The following is an 18,649-nucleotide window of genomic DNA, read 5'->3' on the forward strand; positions in this document are numbered from 1 at the left end:
CATGAGAGTAATCCTCCTTTGATATATGTTTTTTTCGTCGAAACCATTATACCTTAGAAAGTGATTACTCTCATTTTTATTTTCTTTATTCAACTAACAATTTCTTTACACCAATTCTCCCATTACATCTTCCTGAGATGATATTCCCTCTTCATTCCATACATAATACTTCTGGATACTACATCTACAATAATAAATCCAAACGCGATTGCCAGACAGGTTGCAAATAAAACCACGGTCTCGCCAAATGCCTGTGAAATGTCTCCTGCCACACATGCATACATCAGATAATACAGGTTCGGTCCTGGAATCAGCGGAAACACCGATGCTGTCAGGAATATGGTCGATGGTGCCTTATTAACACGCGACATGACAAATGCATAAAATGCCACAAAAATCGCCCCCATCAATGTCGCCAGGAAATTACTTGGCTTTATCGCATATACCACCACGTAAATCCCCCATGTAAAAAATGCCCCAATACCACTATACACTACCTGTATTCCTCGTATCTTAAACCACCATGCAAATCCGGTACATGCAATCGTACAGGAAATAAGCTGGATCAGTATACTGTGATTCAGGATGAATGTATCTGTTGTGCCTTCATGGAACATCAGCAGTGCTATCGCGATTCCAAATGCAATACCCGCAGCGCCAAGCATCGAACTCATAATATGTAAAAATCCTGATATAAAGTCACTCTGAAGGATATCCCGGATACCATTTGTCGTACTGAGTCCACTGATCAACAGCATGACGATACCGATCATAATCCGATCCGGATGATCCGCAAGTCCAACCCTGCTTGCCAGAATAATGATGAGTTCCCCCATAAATGCCATCAGCGTATTGTATACCATCAGGTTATCTTCTCTCTCCGACAGCAAGTCACCCACATATACGATCAGAATTGACACAACCGCTGCTACCAGCGCATCCTTCGTATTACTTCCAAAGAATACTGCGAATCCTGTACCACCCATAATGCCCGCCAGATAACGGGTGAGCCGCTTCTGCTTCGGTCGGTTCATAACTTCCAGATACTTCTCATGCAGCTCCTTTTCATCCGGTGTATTCTGACAGACGTAGCGGCACAGATTGTTCAGATAATCCAGTCTGTCAAAATTCGGCTCCCCTCCATTGACATGACGGATCTGTGTGATAATCTCACCTTCCGGAGTCTCTACCGTCACCTGTATATTACTCGGAATAACAAACACATCCGACTTTACAAACCCATAGCTTCTGCACATACGATAAAAGCTGTCCTCCAGACGGAAGTTCTCTGCTCCACTCCTGAGCATCCCCTCTCCAATGTCCAGAATCCCCTGTACGATCTTATAATAATTCATTCCAATTCATCCTTTTTCCCAAGTTCTATAACAATTCCTTTCAGCCCCTCCATACATTCGCAAAACCGCATGATAACTCATGCCAAGGGGCTGAACAGTAACCTTTTATTCCAGATTGTATCATGATTTTTTCGATGCGTAAAATGTATTTATTGGTTTTTTCTATAACTATTTTAAATAACATTATTATTTTTTCTAATATTACTTTCTTTTCCTGTACAGTTATAATGGAAATAGGTATAATAACGCATTCTGAAAGGAGTTCGACATATGAGAGCATTGATCGTAATTAAAAAAATCGGAAAAAGCTTTACCGAGTTTCTCTGCCGAGACTGGACACCAGCCGAGAAGATCCTCGTAGCCACCTGTTGTGTACTGTACGGAATGATCCACGGCTTTCTGATCTCACCAATAAAAAAAGGTGTATCGATTGGCTGTAATAACGGCAATAACAGTGATAACTGTTACGGCGGTCTGGATGATGATTTCATGTTTGACGACGAGGATTAATCCATTATATCCCCTTATAAATCAGGAGGCTGTTCTGCTTATATCGCAGACAGTCTCCTGATTTAGGTTCTTATCTTCACTGTTTCCATTTCAAACGTGAGAAAACGCCTTCTTCAACTCGATATCCGATATAGGCTGCGATGCATCCGGTTATAATTCCTCCCAGAATATCTGTCGGATAATGTACGTACAGATACAATCTGGAAAATGCGATCAGCACGGCAAGTACCAGTGCCGGTTTCCACATCTTGTTCTCTCCGGCAAGGTAGAGTGCCATCGCTGCCGTAAAGGACGCCGCTGTGTGTCCGGATGGAAACGAATAATCATGTGGTCTTGCAACCAGAAGCTGTATCGATGTATTCACATCAAACGGTCTGATTCGTCCAACCAGATTCTTCAGGATTCCATTGCAAAGCACGACATCCACGCACAGCGCCAGCATCAGAATCACTCCGGTCCGTCTGGTCTTCGGAAGAATCAACAAGATTACCGTCAACAGGATCCATATTATCCCTGCATTTCCCAGTTTTGTAATCACGCACATGATCGTATCCAGGATTGGTGTGCGCATATGTTGTATTGTATTTAAGATACTAATTTCCACGTCGTTCACTTCTTTCTTTGATAAACTACATCGACTGGATTGCACATCCTTTTCTCCGGTATTCTGCCGCATTGCCCTTCACGCTCTTGATGTCTGCATTTTCTCCACACACACGGCATCTTTCATTACGATTCGGAAATCTGACAATACGGTTCTCCATCGTTAGTCCGTCAAATACATACATTTTATTGGTCAGCAGTTCGCCTGCGCCGGTAAAATATTTCACTGCCTCTAATGCCTGTACACTTCCGATAATTCCCGCCATTGCACCGATCACGCCCGCCTGCGAGCAGTTCTGGACACTGGACGAATCCGGTATCTCTTCAAAAATACATCTGTAGCAGGTACACTTGCCATCCGGCACATAAGTCATCACCTGACCCTGAAATCTCAGGATACCTGCATGGCAGAACGGCTTGCCCGCCAACACACACGCATCATTGATCAGGAACTTTGCTTCAAAATTATCCACTGCATCGATAACAAAATCATACTCCGATATGATCTCTTCAGCATTCTGCGGCGTGATGAATTCCTTATATGCTTTCACCTGAATTCCGCTGTTGAGATGTTCCAACACTTGTTTTGCAGATTCCGCCTTATTCTGATCCACCATCGATTCACTGAAGATGATCTGTCTCTGCAGATTCGACAGACTCACGGCATCCGCATCCATCAGTCCGATCGTGCCAACTCCTGCACCCGCAAGATACAATGCTGCCGGTGCACCTAATCCACCTGCACCTATGATCAGCACTTTCGCATTCTTTAATTTCAATTGTCCATCCATCCCGATCTGCGGCAGGATGATCTGGCGGTCATAACGGAGTAATTCTTCTCTGCTATATCCAGATGTATGTTTCAGAAGCCATGAACGATAACCACCCTTCAAGTTATAAGCATCATATCCCATTTCCCGGAGTTCCTGCGCAATCTCGTAACTGGTCTCACCATATGTACAGTATACAATATACTTCTTGTCCTCCTGTAACGGTATCTGTTCTTTCATAACATCCATATTTTCAAACACTTGCGCATTTTCTATATGACCGTGCTGATACGCAACCGCTCCGCGTGTATCTATGTACACGACATTTTCCTTTTTCCAGTTTGCGATCTGCTCCAGCGTCACTTCTATCTCTTTTGTATTCAAAATATTTGGCTCCTTTTCGTTCAATTTTAGCTATTTATTGCCCCCAAATGTAATGGCAAGATACGATACTCGATATATCCCATTCAATGATGAACACACTGATTATCTCTCAACCGGCTCATGCACTCATATCAACAATTATAGGCGAATTTTTCTCGTATTTCAACAGATATGGTACTATGTCAACAGCCCACTTGTTTCACAACTTTCTCTGTGCTACTATGAGCTTATCAAATCGTAAAGGAGATTGTATTATGAGTTTATTAGAAATGCTTCAGAAAAGACACAGCATCCGCAAATACACAGACGCCGACATCAGCGATCAGGATCTGCAGACCATCCTTCAGGCAGGACTTCTGTCTGCATCCGGTCGTGCAGTACGCCCTTGGGAATTTATCGTAGTACGTAACAAAGAAACTCTTCAGAAAATGTCAGGAAGCCGTGTCGGCGCTGCCAAAATGCTTGAAAACGCCAACGCCGCTATCGTCGTTATTGCTGACGAAAGCAAGACCGATGTATGGGTAGAGGATTGCTCCATTGCCATGTCTAACATGCACCTCGCTGCCTCTACACTCGGTATCGGAAGCTGCTGGATCCAGGGACGTCTCCGCATGACACCAAATGACACCACAACCGAAGATTATCTGCGTGACCTGCTCGGCTACCCGGCTGACTATCGCCTGGAGGCAACACTTTCTCTGGGTATGCCTGCAGAAGAAAAAGCGCAGACCGAACTGTCCGCGCTTTCTGTCGATAAGATTCATTATGAAAAATACTAAAGATTATTCATTTATCACATCAATCTGACACATTTTCATGGTTAAAAGAGCCGCTTCATGGCTCTCAGGCGTAACACCTGCACAGCAGGATGCATCTACGGTGATCTTCACTTCCGGGAACTCGGCTTTCAGGATCAATGCATTCGATACTACACAGATGTCTGTACATAGACCGACCATCTCAATCTCATCAAATGTCCACTCATTCCAATGTGACCATCCAAAATTCGGTTTGTCTATGTACTCTGCGCCGTCCACTTCCAGACCATCCGCGATCATCCATCCCTTCGTTCCCTTGATGCAATGCTCCACCGGAAGCTTCTTGCCCTCCGGCGTCTCGAGATAATCCTCACCATGCGTATCCCTCGTAAAAATGATCTGGTCTCCTGCTTCCTGATATTCTCTGATCTTGGCTGCTACTTTCTGCACAATAGCCTGCGCTTCCTTCGTGCCAAGCGAACCGTCTATAAAGTCATTCTGCATATCAACTACGATTAATGTTTTCATGTGATAATTCCTCCCATTTTAAAATGCATTTAATACAAGGTCTATATAAACTTATTTTACCTTTTTTCTTCGTCAACAGCAAATATCATTTTTCATATAAAAATCCCAGGAACTTTAATCACTCCTGGGATTTAACTTTATCCATTCTTATTATCTGGTTCTGCGCCGCCTCAAGATTACACAGATTCCACTCAGATGATGTATGTGCATCAGCTTCCTGTGTTACCACTTCTTTCGTCTGAGCTGTAAATGCGCTGTTAGCAAATGTTACTGTAATCTCCTTTGAACTTTTTCAAATTCTCCCCATATATTTCAATATTATACCGTTATTGTTGTCATTTCCTCCCTATATAGCGCGAAATGCAATTCTGACGGTGTGAACTGCATACGAATCACATTGAAAGCAGATGGATTTTCATATAAAATAAAAAGAGATATTACGCAAAGAATTGGAGTGAAATTATGCTTAAGATAGCCGTGTGCGATGACAGTCCGCTGTTCTTGGAGCTCGCAATTAAATTTATCAATAAATGGTCAGAAGAAAGACAGTTTCCGGTCAGCATCTCTTCTTACAATAATGGAGATGACCTGCTTGCTGCCAATGCCGAGGAACGCATGGATATCATCTTTCTGGACATTATCATGCCTCTTTTGAATGGCATGGATACCGCAAGAGAACTTCGTCAGACGGATAAAGCTGTTAAGATCATTTTCCTGACTTCTTCCCCTGAATTTGCACTGGAGTCCTACGAGGTAAAAGCACAGGGCTACGTTCTGAAACCCATTGTTTATGAACAGCTCAAAGATACGCTTGATGAATGTGCACATACTATTACCGATGAACCTGCACATATCGTTCTCAAGACTTCTTTTGGTTATCAGAAGTTATATCTTCATGACATTGAATATGCCGAAGCACAGAATAAAAAAGTTGTTTTTCACCTTTGCACAGGCGACACACTGGAAGCATCCGAGCCTCTTCATTCATTTGAAAGCAGATTTACAGAAGATAACCGTTTCTTCAAGTGCCATCGAAGTTATCTGGTATATCTGCAGAATGTAGATCATTTCACCACCACACAGATTACAATGAAGTCCGGCAGGTCCATCCCGATTGCCCGTGGTTATGCAAAAGCTTTCAAAGAAGCATATTTTGCACAAATGTTCCGGGATTAAGAGGTATTCACTATGCTTACAAATATTTTAAGTCTGATCCATAATGCAACTACATTACTGTTTGGCGTCTATGCATCCGCAGCATTTCTCGGCGTACGTCTTAACCGGAAAAATAATCTTCACTTACTGATTTTTTCCTGTCTCACAGGCGTTATTTACGCACTTTCTTTTCTGTTATATGGAACATCATTTACCGAACAGGTATATCCTTTGATCATCCATATCCCATTGGTGCTTTTTCTAACACTTTATTATAAATATAATTTCGTTCTGTCCATACTCTCTGTCCTGACTGCTTATCTCTGTTGTCAGATCAGTAACTGGATCGGCATTACTGCTTTGACTGTATCACATCAGGAATGGATCTATTACAGTGTCCGGATCTGCGTAACTGTCATCGTATTTGTCCTGCTGATACATTATGTGTCAGACGTCACATCCCAGCTTCTTCAAAAGAATGCCAAGTCTCTGGCAATTCTGGGCTTTATGCCATTTGTTTACTACATTTTTGACTATGTAACCAGTATTTACACTTCCCTGCTTTATTCCGGGCTTGAGATTGTCGGAGAATTCCTGGGATTTGTACTCTGCATCACCTATCTGATGTTTTTGTTTTTGTACTTTAAAGAATATGAAACCAGTAAAGAAATCGAACAACAGAACCAGTTGATGGAAATGAAACGAGTCCAGACCGAAAAAGAACTGGAAGCAATCCGCCGTTCTGAACGCGCCGTGTCTATCCTTCGCCACGATATGAGACACTTTTTATCAGGTATTGTATCTTATATTGAAAATGACGAAAATGACAAAGCCCTTGCATACATCCGTGAAGTGATTCACATATCTGATCAAACCGCCATGCAAAGGTATTGTAAAAATGAAATTGTAAACTTAATCCTATCTTCTCACAGAAATGAAATCGAACATCATAAGATTTGTTTTGAATATTCCATTCAGCTCCCGGAAGAATTACCTATTTCGGATATCGATATGACAGCAATTCTTTCCAACGGTCTGGAAAATGCAATTCATGCTGTATCCTCACTTCCGGAAACTGAACGATTCATTAAATTAGACTTACATACAAAAGAGAATAAATTACTATTATCCCTGAAAAACACATATGCCACTCCACCAGAGATTATCGACGGACTGCCTCGGACTTCCGAGATCGGTCATGGATTCGGTACGCGCAGCATCTGGTATGTAACTGAAAAGCTCGGTGGAAATTGCCAGTTTTCTGTTACGGATAAATACTTTGTTATGCAGGTAATTATATGATTTTCAAAGTACAGCGCTCATCCCTTTCGGCATCCGTCCGATTCGTGCCCCGGCACCGTATTTCCGTGCTGCATAGAAAAACGCATCCATATTCTCAAGAGGTACTCCCATCGATACCTGACACCCTGTGTTCAGCATGAACCCCTTCGGGTTCTCTGCTCCTGTGCGCAGGGATATCTTCACTGATTCAATCACATCATCAATGGTTCCGTTCCGCATCACGTCCACCGGCGGTACATTGCCGGTCAGGAACATCCGATCACCGACAATTCGCTGAAAATCCAACATATTTTCACAGTTATCCACGCTCAGCATTGTAAATCCACAATCCGCCAGGTCTTCCCAGATTGGTTTGCTGTGTCCACAGATATGAATCGTAGGTTCCGATCCTGTAATATGAACAATGCCGTCATGAAGCGTCTTCAGATATGGTCCTGAAAATTCTCTGAAATACCGCACCCCCAAAATATCTGTGGTTGTAACCGGATCTGAAATCGACCAGGAAGTGATGCCAAGCTGTTCATACCCAGCCCGTACATATTTTAGATTACACACAACGATTAATTCTAACAGCCGATGTAACTCCTTCGGTGCCTTCCGCATGTCCCGCAACACATATTCAATCGGTCGCATAGCAATCGCTGTCGTAATCGGTCCTGCCATACCACCACTGTATTTCAACTCTGGAAGTCTCTGTTTCATTTCCCGCGCAGTCTCAATCTTCTTCTGCATCCAGGGATTCGTTTCCACCTCAAATTCTTCCAGGACGTATAATTTATCATAGCTATCCAGAAAACGTCTGCCAATATCATTTTCTCCGCGATCTGATACAATTTCCTCCGAGCCAAGGGCGATTCCCATTCCACGAAGTCCCAATTTGAACGGAATCGATGCATCACCGTATAATTTCTGCTTCTTCCTTAGCTGCGCCGCACGAACGCCCAGGTTGTTATACAGATCATGCTTGGAATATCCCCATGCCACGCCAAATGCATCATCCGCCTACAATAACCTGTGTGGAATACAGTCCACTTCTTCTCCCGCCATGTATGCTTTCATCCGCTCGTCAGGTGTCATTTCCATTTTCTGCTTCGCCAATTCCCGGTAAAGTTCTTCCTTTGTCATCCCATAGCCTCTTTCCAAACCTGTAATATCTTTCAACCAAATGCACTTACATCACATGTTCTGTCCGCTTGATGATCTCATCCTGCGTTGCCTTTCTGAGTGAGCAGAAATATGCACTGAATCCCGACACCCGCACGATCAGATCCGCGTAATTCTCCGGGTGCTCCTGTGCTGCCCTAAGTGTCTCCACTGACACTATACTGATCTGCATTTCCATGCCACCCTTATGAAAATACGTCTCGATCAGGCTACGCAATGCCCGTTTCCCGGTCTCTTCTTCTAATAAAGATGGGGTAAATTTCACATCCAATACCATGCCATTGCCAGCTTCTTCCATTGGAAAATTCGTAACCGAATTAATCAGTGCAGTGGGTCCATGGGTATCCTTTCCCTGGGATGCTCCAGACGAGTTAGACAAGGATTCTCCACTCTTTCTTCCGTCTGCTGTTGCACCTGTGTGCATACCCATAATAGCGTGATCTTCTACTGTATATAATCCAAACCGGTATGAACCGCCCCAATAATTCCGGTGTTCCTTCAAAGTATCTGATACCCGTTTTTCGAGTCGGAATGCTATCTGATCAACATCCCATTCTCTGCTCTGATCATTGCCATATTTGGGCGCACGGGCAGACAAATATCGCTGAATCTGCTCTGAATCTTCAAAGTCTTCATCCAATATCTCCATACACTCTTCTAATGTGACCATGTTCTTATCGTAGACTACATCCCGAATCGCCGCCAATGCATCTACTGCTGTCCCAATACCGCCCAGATTAAATCCCACGCCGGTATATCTCGCACCGCCTGCCATAACATCCTTTCTGCTGCCGATACAATCTTCCGTCAGCACTGACAGATACGGAAGGGGATATTTCTCTGCATACAGATGCTCGATACGGTTCAGATTACGGATAATCTTTCGTACCCAGTATTCCAATTCGTTCAGATACGCTTGTTCAAGTTCTTCATAAGTTTCAAATTCAGCTAAGCTTTTCTGATTCTTCATCCGGAATATCTTATCACTACAGGTATCTTTCCCCTGATGTAGAAGCAGATCCAAGAGCTTTGGCAGATTCAGCCTTGCAAGCTCCGTCATCGCATTTTCCTTCCCCGGAATCGCCATTTCCACACAGCCTACAAATCCATACTTCCACACATCATCTTTCGACACACCATTATTCATCTGCGCTTTCATGCAACACGGATCATAAAGGAGCGCCGGAAATCCCATGCCCGTTCGGATCAATGCAAGCACAGCCTTCCATGCTTCCTCCGGCATATCATCCGTCCATCGGAAATTCACTGACGGCTGATCCACGCGAAGATTTGCTGCCGACTCCAGACAGAGATAGGTTAGATCATTCACCGAGCATCTGCCATCCGCATCACATCCGCCAAGTGTCATATTCTGATAAGCCTTTTTCTGACAGCTGCATTTGAGCCAGAAAGCCTCGATCAATTCACCCGTTTCTTCATAATTAAGTCTTCCGGCATCCACATCTTTCCGGTAAAACGGATACAGATAATAATCAATCCTGCCAAGCGAAATGCCCGATGGAATATTCTCGCAGTACATCATCTCATTGGCAAGCGTCAGTAACTGCAGCGCCTCATAAAATGTCTCCGGTGCTTTTGTCTCTATATTCATCAATGCGTCCCGCATTCGTTCCAAACATTCCCTCCTGGTTCCGAATCCGTCGTTATAACTGTCATTGTAATTGCCCTTGTCAATATTATTATTTCTTTTTAATCTATTTAGTTGTCTTTCTACCTCTTCCAGATAGCGGTGCATGTAACTCATACATGCTTTTAACACAATCTGGAATGCATGTACCGTCTGCTTTTCTTTTTCACTCTGCGCTTTTCCAAGCTGTTCTTCCACTTGCGTGAGCAATGCTCCCCATCCAGTGTTAAGAAGCATCTCATATCCGGCAAGCGTATGTCCCGAATGCCAGTGTTTCACAAGCCAGGCCTCCACGGCATCCGCGAATTCATCCAGCTCATCTGATGCAGATTCTGATTGCAATTCTTTTGTTTCTTTTATCTCCCGCTCCATGTCCATCTGAAACTTCGCCCGCTCTGCCGGATCAAAGTCTTCTGATACCTTCATCGGGAAATTCACATTATATGCATACTGAAACAAATACCCTGCCAAAAGATCATCCTCCGGTATAAGAATTTCCTTTTTCGCCAGCGTATTTGCAAATCCATATGCATACTGTTCTTCCACAGATGCCTCCGGATATTCCCGGACCGCTTCCCGGTACGCATCATCACGCACCGGAATCTCGGATGTTCTGGCATATTTCTTTCGATTTTCTTTTAATACCTGTATCCGTCTGGTGACGGTCCGTTTTGTTCTCATGTCTCTATCCTTCCTACTATCAATTTACATCCATTATGCTCATATATCTTCTGCAAAGTGCGCATTGGCAATCAATGATTCCAGCTGGATCTCTGACGATCTGCCACCTGTCAATTCATCAATTCTCGCATTCACCGCCGGATGAAAATACCGTCCCTGTTTTTCTTGTTCTTTTCCGTAAATGACTGATTCTTCCAATATGCGGTAATCCTGAATCCGTTTCTCTGCCGGGATAGGGTTCAGGCACAGCATATGAGGTGTGGCAGTCTTTACCTCCGGCAGTCTTGTCCCGGACGCTTCCTGTGGCAGAAACATATATCCTCCCGGCAGTGTTTCATCAGACACACATACCCGGACACCTGATTTTTCTGCCTGTTCAACCGAATATAAAAAATCAAACATATCTTTAAATGACGTTGCCAGCATCGACACTTTCGAATGCATCAACGCCCGCAGATCATTGCATTTCTCTGCACACTGATCTGGCACTAATCCTCCGATTCCACAGGTTACCACGAGCGGAATCTTTCTGTCTTCACACACCCGCATGGCTCCCGATGCAGTTAATGCGCCTGACCTCCCTGCACGAACTGCCTGATCGTAATTAAAATAATTCACACGCCCATAGTCTGCTGCCCGCTCCCGAAACTCACAGAACTCGTCCACATTTCCTACAATCATCCGCCCATAATCCAGCCATGCAATCTTCCATTTTTTATCCAGTTCTTGTTTCAAACGCTCACTGCCGATACTTTTCAGGCCATGTGTCAGCAGTGCCGACTCTATGATAAATTCTCGCATGCCGATAGCACGCCTCCTGCCTGCAATTCCAGATCAAATCCATTCTGTTCGTTTAAGAAATCCAGATAGTCTTCCGGAAAACTTCTGCTGCCGCGGAACGTACCGCACAGCGCTCCCACAATACTTGCGATCGCACTGGTCTCATCTCCGATATTTACTCCATCACAGATGCATTTCATGCCATCACCGCGCTCCGCGATAAAAATACCGATTGCTGTCGGTACCGTCTCTGCGATCGCCGGTCCGCTTCCGATGCGGTCACGCATCTCATCAACCGGATTCTTATCGTCCGAAGTATGGAGTGCAATGTCAATTGCCATATCCAATCGTTTTGCAACCGATGGTCCCGGATACACATGAATATCTGTCCGTTTTCTGGCAAGCGCTTCGCCCTCCCTGCATCCGTATTTTGCTGCCTGCACAATACTATATACAGTTGCATCATACTTCATAGCCTCGCAGATTGCTGCCGCAATCGCGCATGCTCCTGACACTGACCATGGATCATCATGGGAAGATATCGCAATCTCCATCGCATTTTCAATTGCTTTATCCACATTTCCATTGCTGAATAAGCCCGCCGGATACGCTTTTACCGCAGCTCCATTAGAGGACAGTGCATAATAATGCCCCTTAAACAGCTTATTGCCCAAATGTCCGATATAATCCCAGGTATTCATTTTCTTCTGCCGGTTCATCTCGATAATTGCTTTTCTGGTGGTCATGCCCGCAAATGGTTCAAAATACTCGGTATCTCCCCACTCCAACAGAGATTCCATTGCGATCTCTCTGGTAATCTTACCATCCGCCTGCACGATTGCATTTGTCAGCATATAAGGTATACTGAATGCATCCGTTACCTGACCCGGCTTTCGTCCTCTCGCCTGTACGTCTCTTGGCGGTTTCTGAAAAGATTCCACACGTCCGCCAAAGATCTCTTTGATCTGTCCGGTGGACTTGGCCTCTGTAGCTGCTCCCATCGCATCTCCTGTCGCTGCGCCCAGCAGGCATCCCAATATCTTATCGTACATTCTGCTCACCCCGTTTCTGTCTGATACCTGCAATCCACTCGACATCGTCTGCCGTTTTACGGATCTCAAATCCATTGATTTTTTCCATTGTCGGTAAGAAATGCTCCGGAAATGCTGCTGATCCTGACAGTGCTCCTGCCATTGCTCCTGCCATGGTCGCTACTGTGTCTGTATCATACCCCGCATTGACCGCACCGATAATTGCATCCATCGGATTCCCGCTGCCTGCCGCAAAGAAGCCGAATGCACTTGGAATTGCCTCTGCCACATGAAGTCCCATGCCGATCCGCTCTGCGATCTCGACCATTTTCTCTTCCTGTGTGCCCTTGCCAAGTCCGATATCTACCGCCATCTCAATTCGTTTTACTACCGATGGGCCGGCTACATCTCTTCCTATTTTTCTGCCGATACGTGCTCCTTCTTTCGCACCGTAGATTCCTGCCTGAATAATGCTGTACACATCTGCATCCGGTGTTACCGCTTCCGCAACCGCTGCTGCCACCGCACTTCCGCCGGAAATCGCCAGATAATTATCATGCGTTACCATGGTTACTACCGCTGCATCATAGATCGCCTGATCTACATTGCCAGGATTAAACAGACCGATTGGTGCAATCTTCATGGCCGCACCGTTGGTTGCCTGTCTCGGAAGCAGTTGGATTGCATCAGATTCCGGTATCTCCTCTCCCTTATAACGGCGGATTGCCATACGAGTTGTCGGTCCCGCAAAACGGTCAAAAAATATCGGATGTTCTGACCAGTCAATCAATGCCTCTTTTACCACTTCGGACGTAATCTCACCATCGTGGTCGATAATATGTCTGGTAATAAAATACGCCGAACTGAAATCATCTGTTGCCTGCCCCGGCTGGTTGCCTTTGGCAAACGTATCCATTGGCGTCACTTCAAAATCTGTCACCTTGTGTCCGAAATACTGAAGGATCTGTTCGGTCGTCCGACTCTCAGTTGCTGCTCCCATGGCATCACCGGCTCCTGCTCCGATCAGACATCCCAGGATTCTGTCATTTAAGCTATACACATTCATCACCTCGCCTCTATTATAGCACGTGAGCAGCCACTGTTCCCGCCCATATGCACGAAAGGGGAGATGTATTACACATCTCCCCTTATGATCAAGCGGATATTTCCGCCTCATTACCTTCCTGACGCTTAGTGCCAGTCAGACATCTCAGCTACGTTGTCAGCATTAACCAGTGCCATCGGTGTGCTGTCGCCAATGCTTGTTACTTCCTGTCCTTCCAGGGCTTTCAGCATCATGATAACAGCTTCTCTACCCATAAGGTATGGAGACATAGCTACTGTTGCATCATATGTTCCGTCTTCGATTGCTGCTTTAGCTTCTTCTGTAAAGTCAACACCAACTACCATAACCTGATCTTTCATGTCTTTTTCCTGAAGAGCCTTTACAACACCAAGTGCCATATCATCGTTACCACAAGCGATACCTGCAAGATCCGGGTTAGCTTCGATAATAGCTGTAGCTGCATCATATGCTTTCTGTACGTCGAAATCACACTGCTCAACTGCTACTACATCATAACCAGCTGCTTCAAATGCCTCTTTTGCTCCATCTCTACGAGCGTCTGCCTGTGTACCACCTTCGTTACCGGCGATAACAGCTACCTTCTTGCTGTCACTCTTGTTATTATCAATGATGTACTGAGCTCCCATTTCTCCCTGAGACTTGAAGTCTACCGTGATCATACCTGTCAGAGATCCGCCGGCTTCTTTCAATGCATCCGCATCTACTTCGTTACCTGTTGTGATAATCGGTACTTCATCCTGGTTAGCTTTTACAATACCGGAAATCAGGCAGTCGCCTGTCAGTGGAGATACAGCGATTGCTGCGTAATCTTTAACAAGCATATTTTCCAGAATATTCAGCTGTCCAGCTGTATCTGTATCAGAATCCGTTGCCTGCACGTCAATATCTACGCCATACTCTTTGGCTGTGTCTTCGTAACCTTCCTGCATAGTTACCCAGAAAGAGTTAGCCAGTGTACTTTCGATAGCTGCAAGCTTCACTCCGCTGTCTTTCTTCGGCAGTGGTGCAAAGTCTTCGTCTACCTGTGCCATTGCCTGAGCAAACAATGTGTCTTCTCCTGACGCATCATCTTCCTTTGCGTCATCTTTCTTTTCTGTGTCCTCTGTCTTAGTATCCTCTTTCTTCTCGTCTGAAGAACTGCTTCCGCATCCTGCTACCATTGCGGATACCATTGATACACACAATAAAATGCTTACTAATTTCTTTTTCATTCTGCTCCTCCTTGCTTAACTCTTAGTAAGATTTATTATTCAATGAGGTCCTCCCTCATTAAATGCAATACATCCTGTACGGTTGCACGGCTTCTCGGTCCCGCGATCGTACATTTGACAGCTGCCGTTGCATTAGCGAACTTTAATGCATAGACTTCTTCTTTTTCTTCTCCGAAATATGAGTACAGCAGTCCACCGATAAAGCAGTCTCCTGCACCTGTCGTATCCACCGGTTCTACTTCATATGCCGGAGCATGATACTCGTGTTCTCCATCATACCAGTAAGCGCCCTCGCCTCCTGCTGTCAGGATTACTCCTTTTTTTACATGATACTTATCCTGGATCATGCGCATCGCTTTGTAAGGATCTGTCTCGCCGGTCATCTCCTCGTAGCCGGCGCGTCCACTGATAAATACCGTACACAATTCCATCATCTTCTCAATCTCTTCACGGCTAGTCCCACAAGTCTCCATGAAACTTGGCACACACTGCATATTGTAAATGACAGGCTTACCCTGCTCCAGTGCTTTCTCTGCCAGCCAGATGGCTGCTTTCGGCGAGAACATATCATTGTAGAAAATATCCATGCCATCCATAATATCAGCCGGAAGCTCCTCCGGTGTCAGTGTGCATACCGCATCTCCCGCATTTGCAAAAATACAGTGTTTACCGCCCGGTGCCGTAATAATATAAGTATGCAATGTAGTTCCATTTTCTTTTGTTACCACATATCGGTCATCCACATGATCCGCTACCAATGTCTTACGAAACTGGCTGCCTACCTCGTCATCACCGATCTTACCGGTCTGATATGCTTCCATGCCAAGGCTCGCACACGCTACTGATACATTGGATGCACTGCCGCCCGGAAGCATTTCTTCATGATGGATCAATGCAAATCCGTCATCCTTTGGAAGTTCATAGCTGTTCAGCACTACATCCATGGCGATCGCGCCCAGTGATAATACTTTTTTGTCCATTATACTTCACTCCTTTTTCTGCGATTGCTCTCCGAAATGAGTACCGCTACTACTAATATCACACCAGTCAGCACTTCTTGATAATGAGAAGATACTGAGAGAAGTACAAGTCCGTTCTTCAGAATATTCAGAATCAGGCAGGCAACCACGGTACCTGCTACATTGCCCTTGCCACCCTGCATACTGGTTCCTCCGAGAACCGCTGCCGCAATGGCATCCATCTCATATCCCTGTCCGGCCAGCGGCTCTGCCGAATTCAGTCTGGCTGTTACGATCATGCCTGCGATACCTGCGCACAGTCCACAGATCGCATAAATCACTATTTTTAACTTCTTAACATCTACGCCGGAACGATTCAATGCCAGTGCACTGGTTCCACAGAACAGACAATAATTACCAAGCACTGTCTTATGCAGGACCACTGCTCCGATCACTGCGATCAGCAATGACAATACGATCGGCACATTGATCGGTCCGATCTTGCCTGAACCCAGAAATGTAAAAATATCCGAAAATCCGTAAATCGGCTTGGAATTGGTCCATACCAGAATCACTCCCCGAAGCACTGTCATACTTGCAAGCGTCACAATAAATGAACTGATCTTGCCATACGCTACCAGCGCGCCATTGATCACACCGATCAGGGCTGATACTGCAAGTCCTAAAAGTGCAGCCGCCAGTGACGGCACGCCTGCCACACACAGCATACCCATGATCATACCGGAAAATCCAATGATCGCGCCTACCGACAGATCAATCTCTCCCATACAGATCACGAATGTCATTCCCACAGACAGCACCAGATAAATAGCTGACTGATTCAGAATATTCCTGCAATTCTTCCAGGAAAGGAAAAATGGCGATGCAATAGATAATACCACGATCAATACGACCAGTATTGTGATCAGAAAGATCATATATGAATGTCCCTGTAATCTCTTTTTCACGCTAAGCACCTGCCTGTCCCTGTTTTTCTTTTGCACCTGTAATCATAGACACCACCTCGTCCATGGTCGTCTCACAGGTCTTCATCTCGCCGATCACTCTGCCCTGCCGCATAATGCAGATCCGATCCGAAATATCAAATACCTGCGGCATATTGTGGCTGATCACAATTACCACATATCCATCCGATGCCAGTCTGCGGATCAGCTTCAGCACTGCATTCGTCTCGTTCAGTCCCATCGCTGCTGTCGGTTCATCAAAGATAAACACCTTACCGCCACGATTCACCAGACGCGCTACTGCTACGCCCTGTCTCTGACCACCACTCAGGTTCCCAACCGGAACCGTCACATCCGGAATCCTGATATCCAGATTCTGAAGCAGTTCTTCTGCTTTCTTATTCATTTCCTTCTTTTTCAAAAATCCGAATCTGGAATGTTCATTGCCCAGGAACAGATTCGATGTCACATCCATCGTATTCCCCAGTGCCAGATCCTGATATACGGTGGACACACCTGCCTCAATTGCCCCTCTGGTAGTCAGACCTGTGTATTCCTGATCACCTACTTTGATCTTGCCCTGATCTGGTCTCAATACTCCGGACAGAATTTTGATCAGCGTGGACTTACCTGCGCCGTTATCACCAACGATTGCAAGTACCTCTCCTTCATACGCTGCTACAGACACCCCTCGGAGTGCCTGTACATGTCCGAAATCCTTATGCAATTCGATCGCTTTTAAATATGCCTCACTCATAAAAACCTCGTATATATTGATATTTTCTATAACCCATCTTTTTAATTGGTTTATAACTTTTATATTTTAAAATACAAATCATTTCATGTTTCTTTTTGCTTTGCACAACTATTATATCACTCGTTTTATAGTCTGACAAATCGGCTTTATCTATAAGTAAGTCGCATTTATTTGTGTTATCTATAAATTTATAGGATTTTTTTATAACCACTCTATCACTTGCACATTTTTCGCTACTGTGTTTAAATGAGGTTGGGGCAAAAAACACTATCATCATAATAAGGGGAGATATTTATGAGACAGGAATTACAGATATTATATGAAGATCCGGACATTATCGTCTGTTTCAAGCCACATGGTCTTGCCACTCAGAGCCATCGCATCAGCACTCCTGATCTGGAGCACATGATCCTGAACCATCTGGCTGAGGCAGAACACAGTTCCTCCTCTTCACACAAACATAGATCTGCACCGTATCTGGCCGTAATCCACAGACTGGATCAGCCCGTATCCGGTATTCTGGTATTTGCTAAGAATCCAAAGGCTGCCCGGAATCTGAACCATCAGTTAACAAATGAAGGCTTTGGCAAACACTATATGGCGCTGGTCGACGGATGTCCGTCCAAAGAGACCGATACGCTCGTCAATTACCTTGTCAAAGACAGCAAGAGCAATACTTCCAGAGTATGTGACCACCACACCCATGGTGCCAAAGAGGCACGCTTAAGTTATCGCATCCATTCCAAAGAAGCCGAGCAGACTCTTCTGGAAGTCACCCTGGACACCGGACGCCATCATCAGATCCGCGTACAATTAGCCCATATGGGCTGCCCGATCGTCGGAGACGCCAAATACAATCCAAATGCGCAGAAAAAAGGATGGCAGGAAATCAAGCTCTGTGCATACAGACTCGCGTTCCGCCATCCGATCACCGGAACTCCACTGGAATTTCAGGTGCCATTTTCATAAGCTGTTAATTTAAAATCGGCGATTCCGTAACG

General features: G+C 45.0%; 19 protein-coding genes. 5 read left to right on the forward strand and 14 right to left on the reverse strand.

Annotated features, from left to right (window positions below; translation table 11 throughout):
- Positions 1 to 122 precede the first annotated feature (122 nt).
- Positions 123 to 1,355, reverse strand: a complete 1,233-nt coding sequence (locus tag OCV65_RS07515) for a threonine/serine exporter family protein (protein WP_262581537.1) — start codon at positions 1,353 to 1,355, stop codon at positions 123 to 125.
- A gap of 270 nt (positions 1,356 to 1,625) precedes the next feature.
- Here OCV65_RS07515 and OCV65_RS07520 point away from each other — a divergent pair, with 270 nt between their 5' ends.
- Positions 1,626 to 1,865 (forward strand): hypothetical protein, encoded by a 240-nt coding sequence (locus OCV65_RS07520; RefSeq protein WP_118452336.1) that lies wholly within the window; start codon positions 1,626 to 1,628, stop codon positions 1,863 to 1,865.
- 76 nt (positions 1,866 to 1,941) lie between these two features.
- Here the strand turns inward: OCV65_RS07520 and OCV65_RS07525 are convergent, their stop codons facing one another.
- Positions 1,942 to 2,469 carry a phosphatase PAP2 family protein gene (locus OCV65_RS07525; protein ID WP_262581538.1) on the reverse strand — a complete coding sequence of 176 codons (528 nt, stop codon included), beginning with the start codon at positions 2,467 to 2,469 and terminating at the stop codon, positions 1,942 to 1,944.
- Between the two features lie 25 nt (positions 2,470 to 2,494).
- Positions 2,495 to 3,622 carry a molybdopterin-synthase adenylyltransferase MoeB gene (gene moeB / locus OCV65_RS07530; RefSeq protein WP_317258799.1) on the reverse strand — a complete coding sequence of 376 codons (1,128 nt, stop codon included), beginning with the start codon at positions 3,620 to 3,622 and terminating at the stop codon, positions 2,495 to 2,497.
- A 254-nt stretch (positions 3,623 to 3,876) separates the two neighbouring features.
- Between moeB and OCV65_RS07540 the strand changes: the two genes are divergently transcribed.
- On the forward strand, positions 3,877 to 4,401 hold the full coding sequence (locus OCV65_RS07540; RefSeq protein WP_262581539.1) for a nitroreductase family protein: 525 nt from the start codon (positions 3,877 to 3,879) through the stop codon (positions 4,399 to 4,401).
- A gap of 3 nt (positions 4,402 to 4,404) precedes the next feature.
- Here the strand turns inward: OCV65_RS07540 and OCV65_RS07545 are convergent, their stop codons facing one another.
- On the reverse strand, positions 4,405 to 4,908 hold the full coding sequence (locus OCV65_RS07545; protein ID WP_262581540.1) for a cysteine hydrolase family protein: 504 nt from the start codon (positions 4,906 to 4,908) through the stop codon (positions 4,405 to 4,407).
- A gap of 462 nt (positions 4,909 to 5,370) precedes the next feature.
- Here OCV65_RS07545 and OCV65_RS07550 point away from each other — a divergent pair, with 462 nt between their 5' ends.
- Positions 5,371 to 6,084 (forward strand): LytR/AlgR family response regulator transcription factor, encoded by a 714-nt coding sequence (locus tag OCV65_RS07550; RefSeq protein WP_262581541.1) that lies wholly within the window; start codon positions 5,371 to 5,373, stop codon positions 6,082 to 6,084.
- Between the two features lie 12 nt (positions 6,085 to 6,096).
- Positions 6,097 to 7,365: a sensor histidine kinase gene (locus OCV65_RS07555; protein WP_262581542.1), complete on the forward strand. Its 1,269-nt coding sequence runs from the start codon at positions 6,097 to 6,099 to the stop codon at positions 7,363 to 7,365.
- Between the two features lie 3 nt (positions 7,366 to 7,368).
- Here OCV65_RS07555 and OCV65_RS07560 read toward each other — a convergent pair whose 3' ends face one another.
- From OCV65_RS07560 to OCV65_RS07605, 10 genes are all read right to left on the reverse strand, one after another.
- The gene (locus OCV65_RS07560) at positions 7,369 to 8,349 is read right to left on the reverse strand and encodes a uroporphyrinogen decarboxylase family protein (RefSeq protein ID WP_262581543.1); all 981 of its coding nucleotides are present in this window, start codon (positions 8,347 to 8,349) and stop codon (positions 7,369 to 7,371) included.
- Positions 8,350 to 8,367: 18 nt separating this feature from the next.
- Positions 8,368 to 8,490, reverse strand: a complete 123-nt coding sequence (locus OCV65_RS07565) for a hypothetical protein (RefSeq protein ID WP_262581544.1) — start codon at positions 8,488 to 8,490, stop codon at positions 8,368 to 8,370.
- A gap of 46 nt (positions 8,491 to 8,536) precedes the next feature.
- Entirely contained in the window at positions 8,537 to 10,858 is a 2,322-nt protein-coding gene (locus tag OCV65_RS07570; protein WP_262581545.1) for a pyruvate formate lyase family protein, read from the reverse strand.
- A gap of 39 nt (positions 10,859 to 10,897) precedes the next feature.
- Entirely contained in the window at positions 10,898 to 11,659 is a 762-nt protein-coding gene (locus OCV65_RS07575; protein ID WP_262581546.1) for a pseudouridine-5'-phosphate glycosidase, read from the reverse strand.
- Positions 11,641 to 12,690 (reverse strand): ADP-ribosylglycohydrolase family protein, encoded by a 1,050-nt coding sequence (locus tag OCV65_RS07580; protein WP_262581547.1) that lies wholly within the window; start codon positions 12,688 to 12,690, stop codon positions 11,641 to 11,643. Before OCV65_RS07580 ends, OCV65_RS07575 begins: the two co-directional genes overlap by 19 nt.
- Positions 12,680 to 13,735: an ADP-ribosylglycohydrolase family protein gene (locus tag OCV65_RS07585; RefSeq protein WP_262581548.1), complete on the reverse strand. Its 1,056-nt coding sequence runs from the start codon at positions 13,733 to 13,735 to the stop codon at positions 12,680 to 12,682. Before OCV65_RS07585 ends, OCV65_RS07580 begins: the two co-directional genes overlap by 11 nt.
- 125 nt (positions 13,736 to 13,860) lie before the next feature.
- Complete coding sequence (locus OCV65_RS07590; protein WP_262581549.1) at positions 13,861 to 14,967, reverse strand: sugar ABC transporter substrate-binding protein; 1,107 nt, start codon at positions 14,965 to 14,967, stop codon at positions 13,861 to 13,863.
- Between the two features lie 35 nt (positions 14,968 to 15,002).
- Positions 15,003 to 15,947 carry a carbohydrate kinase family protein gene (locus OCV65_RS07595; RefSeq protein ID WP_262581550.1) on the reverse strand — a complete coding sequence of 315 codons (945 nt, stop codon included), beginning with the start codon at positions 15,945 to 15,947 and terminating at the stop codon, positions 15,003 to 15,005.
- Positions 15,947 to 16,894, reverse strand: a complete 948-nt coding sequence (locus OCV65_RS07600; protein WP_262581551.1) for an ABC transporter permease — start codon at positions 16,892 to 16,894, stop codon at positions 15,947 to 15,949. The genes OCV65_RS07595 and OCV65_RS07600 overlap by 1 nt, the downstream gene beginning before the upstream one ends.
- Before the next feature lies 1 nt (position 16,895).
- Entirely contained in the window at positions 16,896 to 17,648 is a 753-nt protein-coding gene (locus tag OCV65_RS07605; protein ID WP_262581552.1) for an ATP-binding cassette domain-containing protein, read from the reverse strand.
- A gap of 294 nt (positions 17,649 to 17,942) precedes the next feature.
- On the opposite strand from OCV65_RS07605, the gene OCV65_RS07610 reads away from it, so the two are divergent.
- The gene (locus OCV65_RS07610) at positions 17,943 to 18,617 is read left to right on the forward strand and encodes an RluA family pseudouridine synthase (protein WP_262581553.1); all 675 of its coding nucleotides are present in this window, start codon (positions 17,943 to 17,945) and stop codon (positions 18,615 to 18,617) included.
- The last annotated feature ends 32 nt before the right edge of the window (positions 18,618 to 18,649 follow it).

Source organism: Dorea ammoniilytica (genome assembly GCF_025567415.1).
GTDB lineage: Bacteria > Bacillota > Clostridia > Lachnospirales > Lachnospiraceae > Claveliimonas > Claveliimonas ammoniilytica.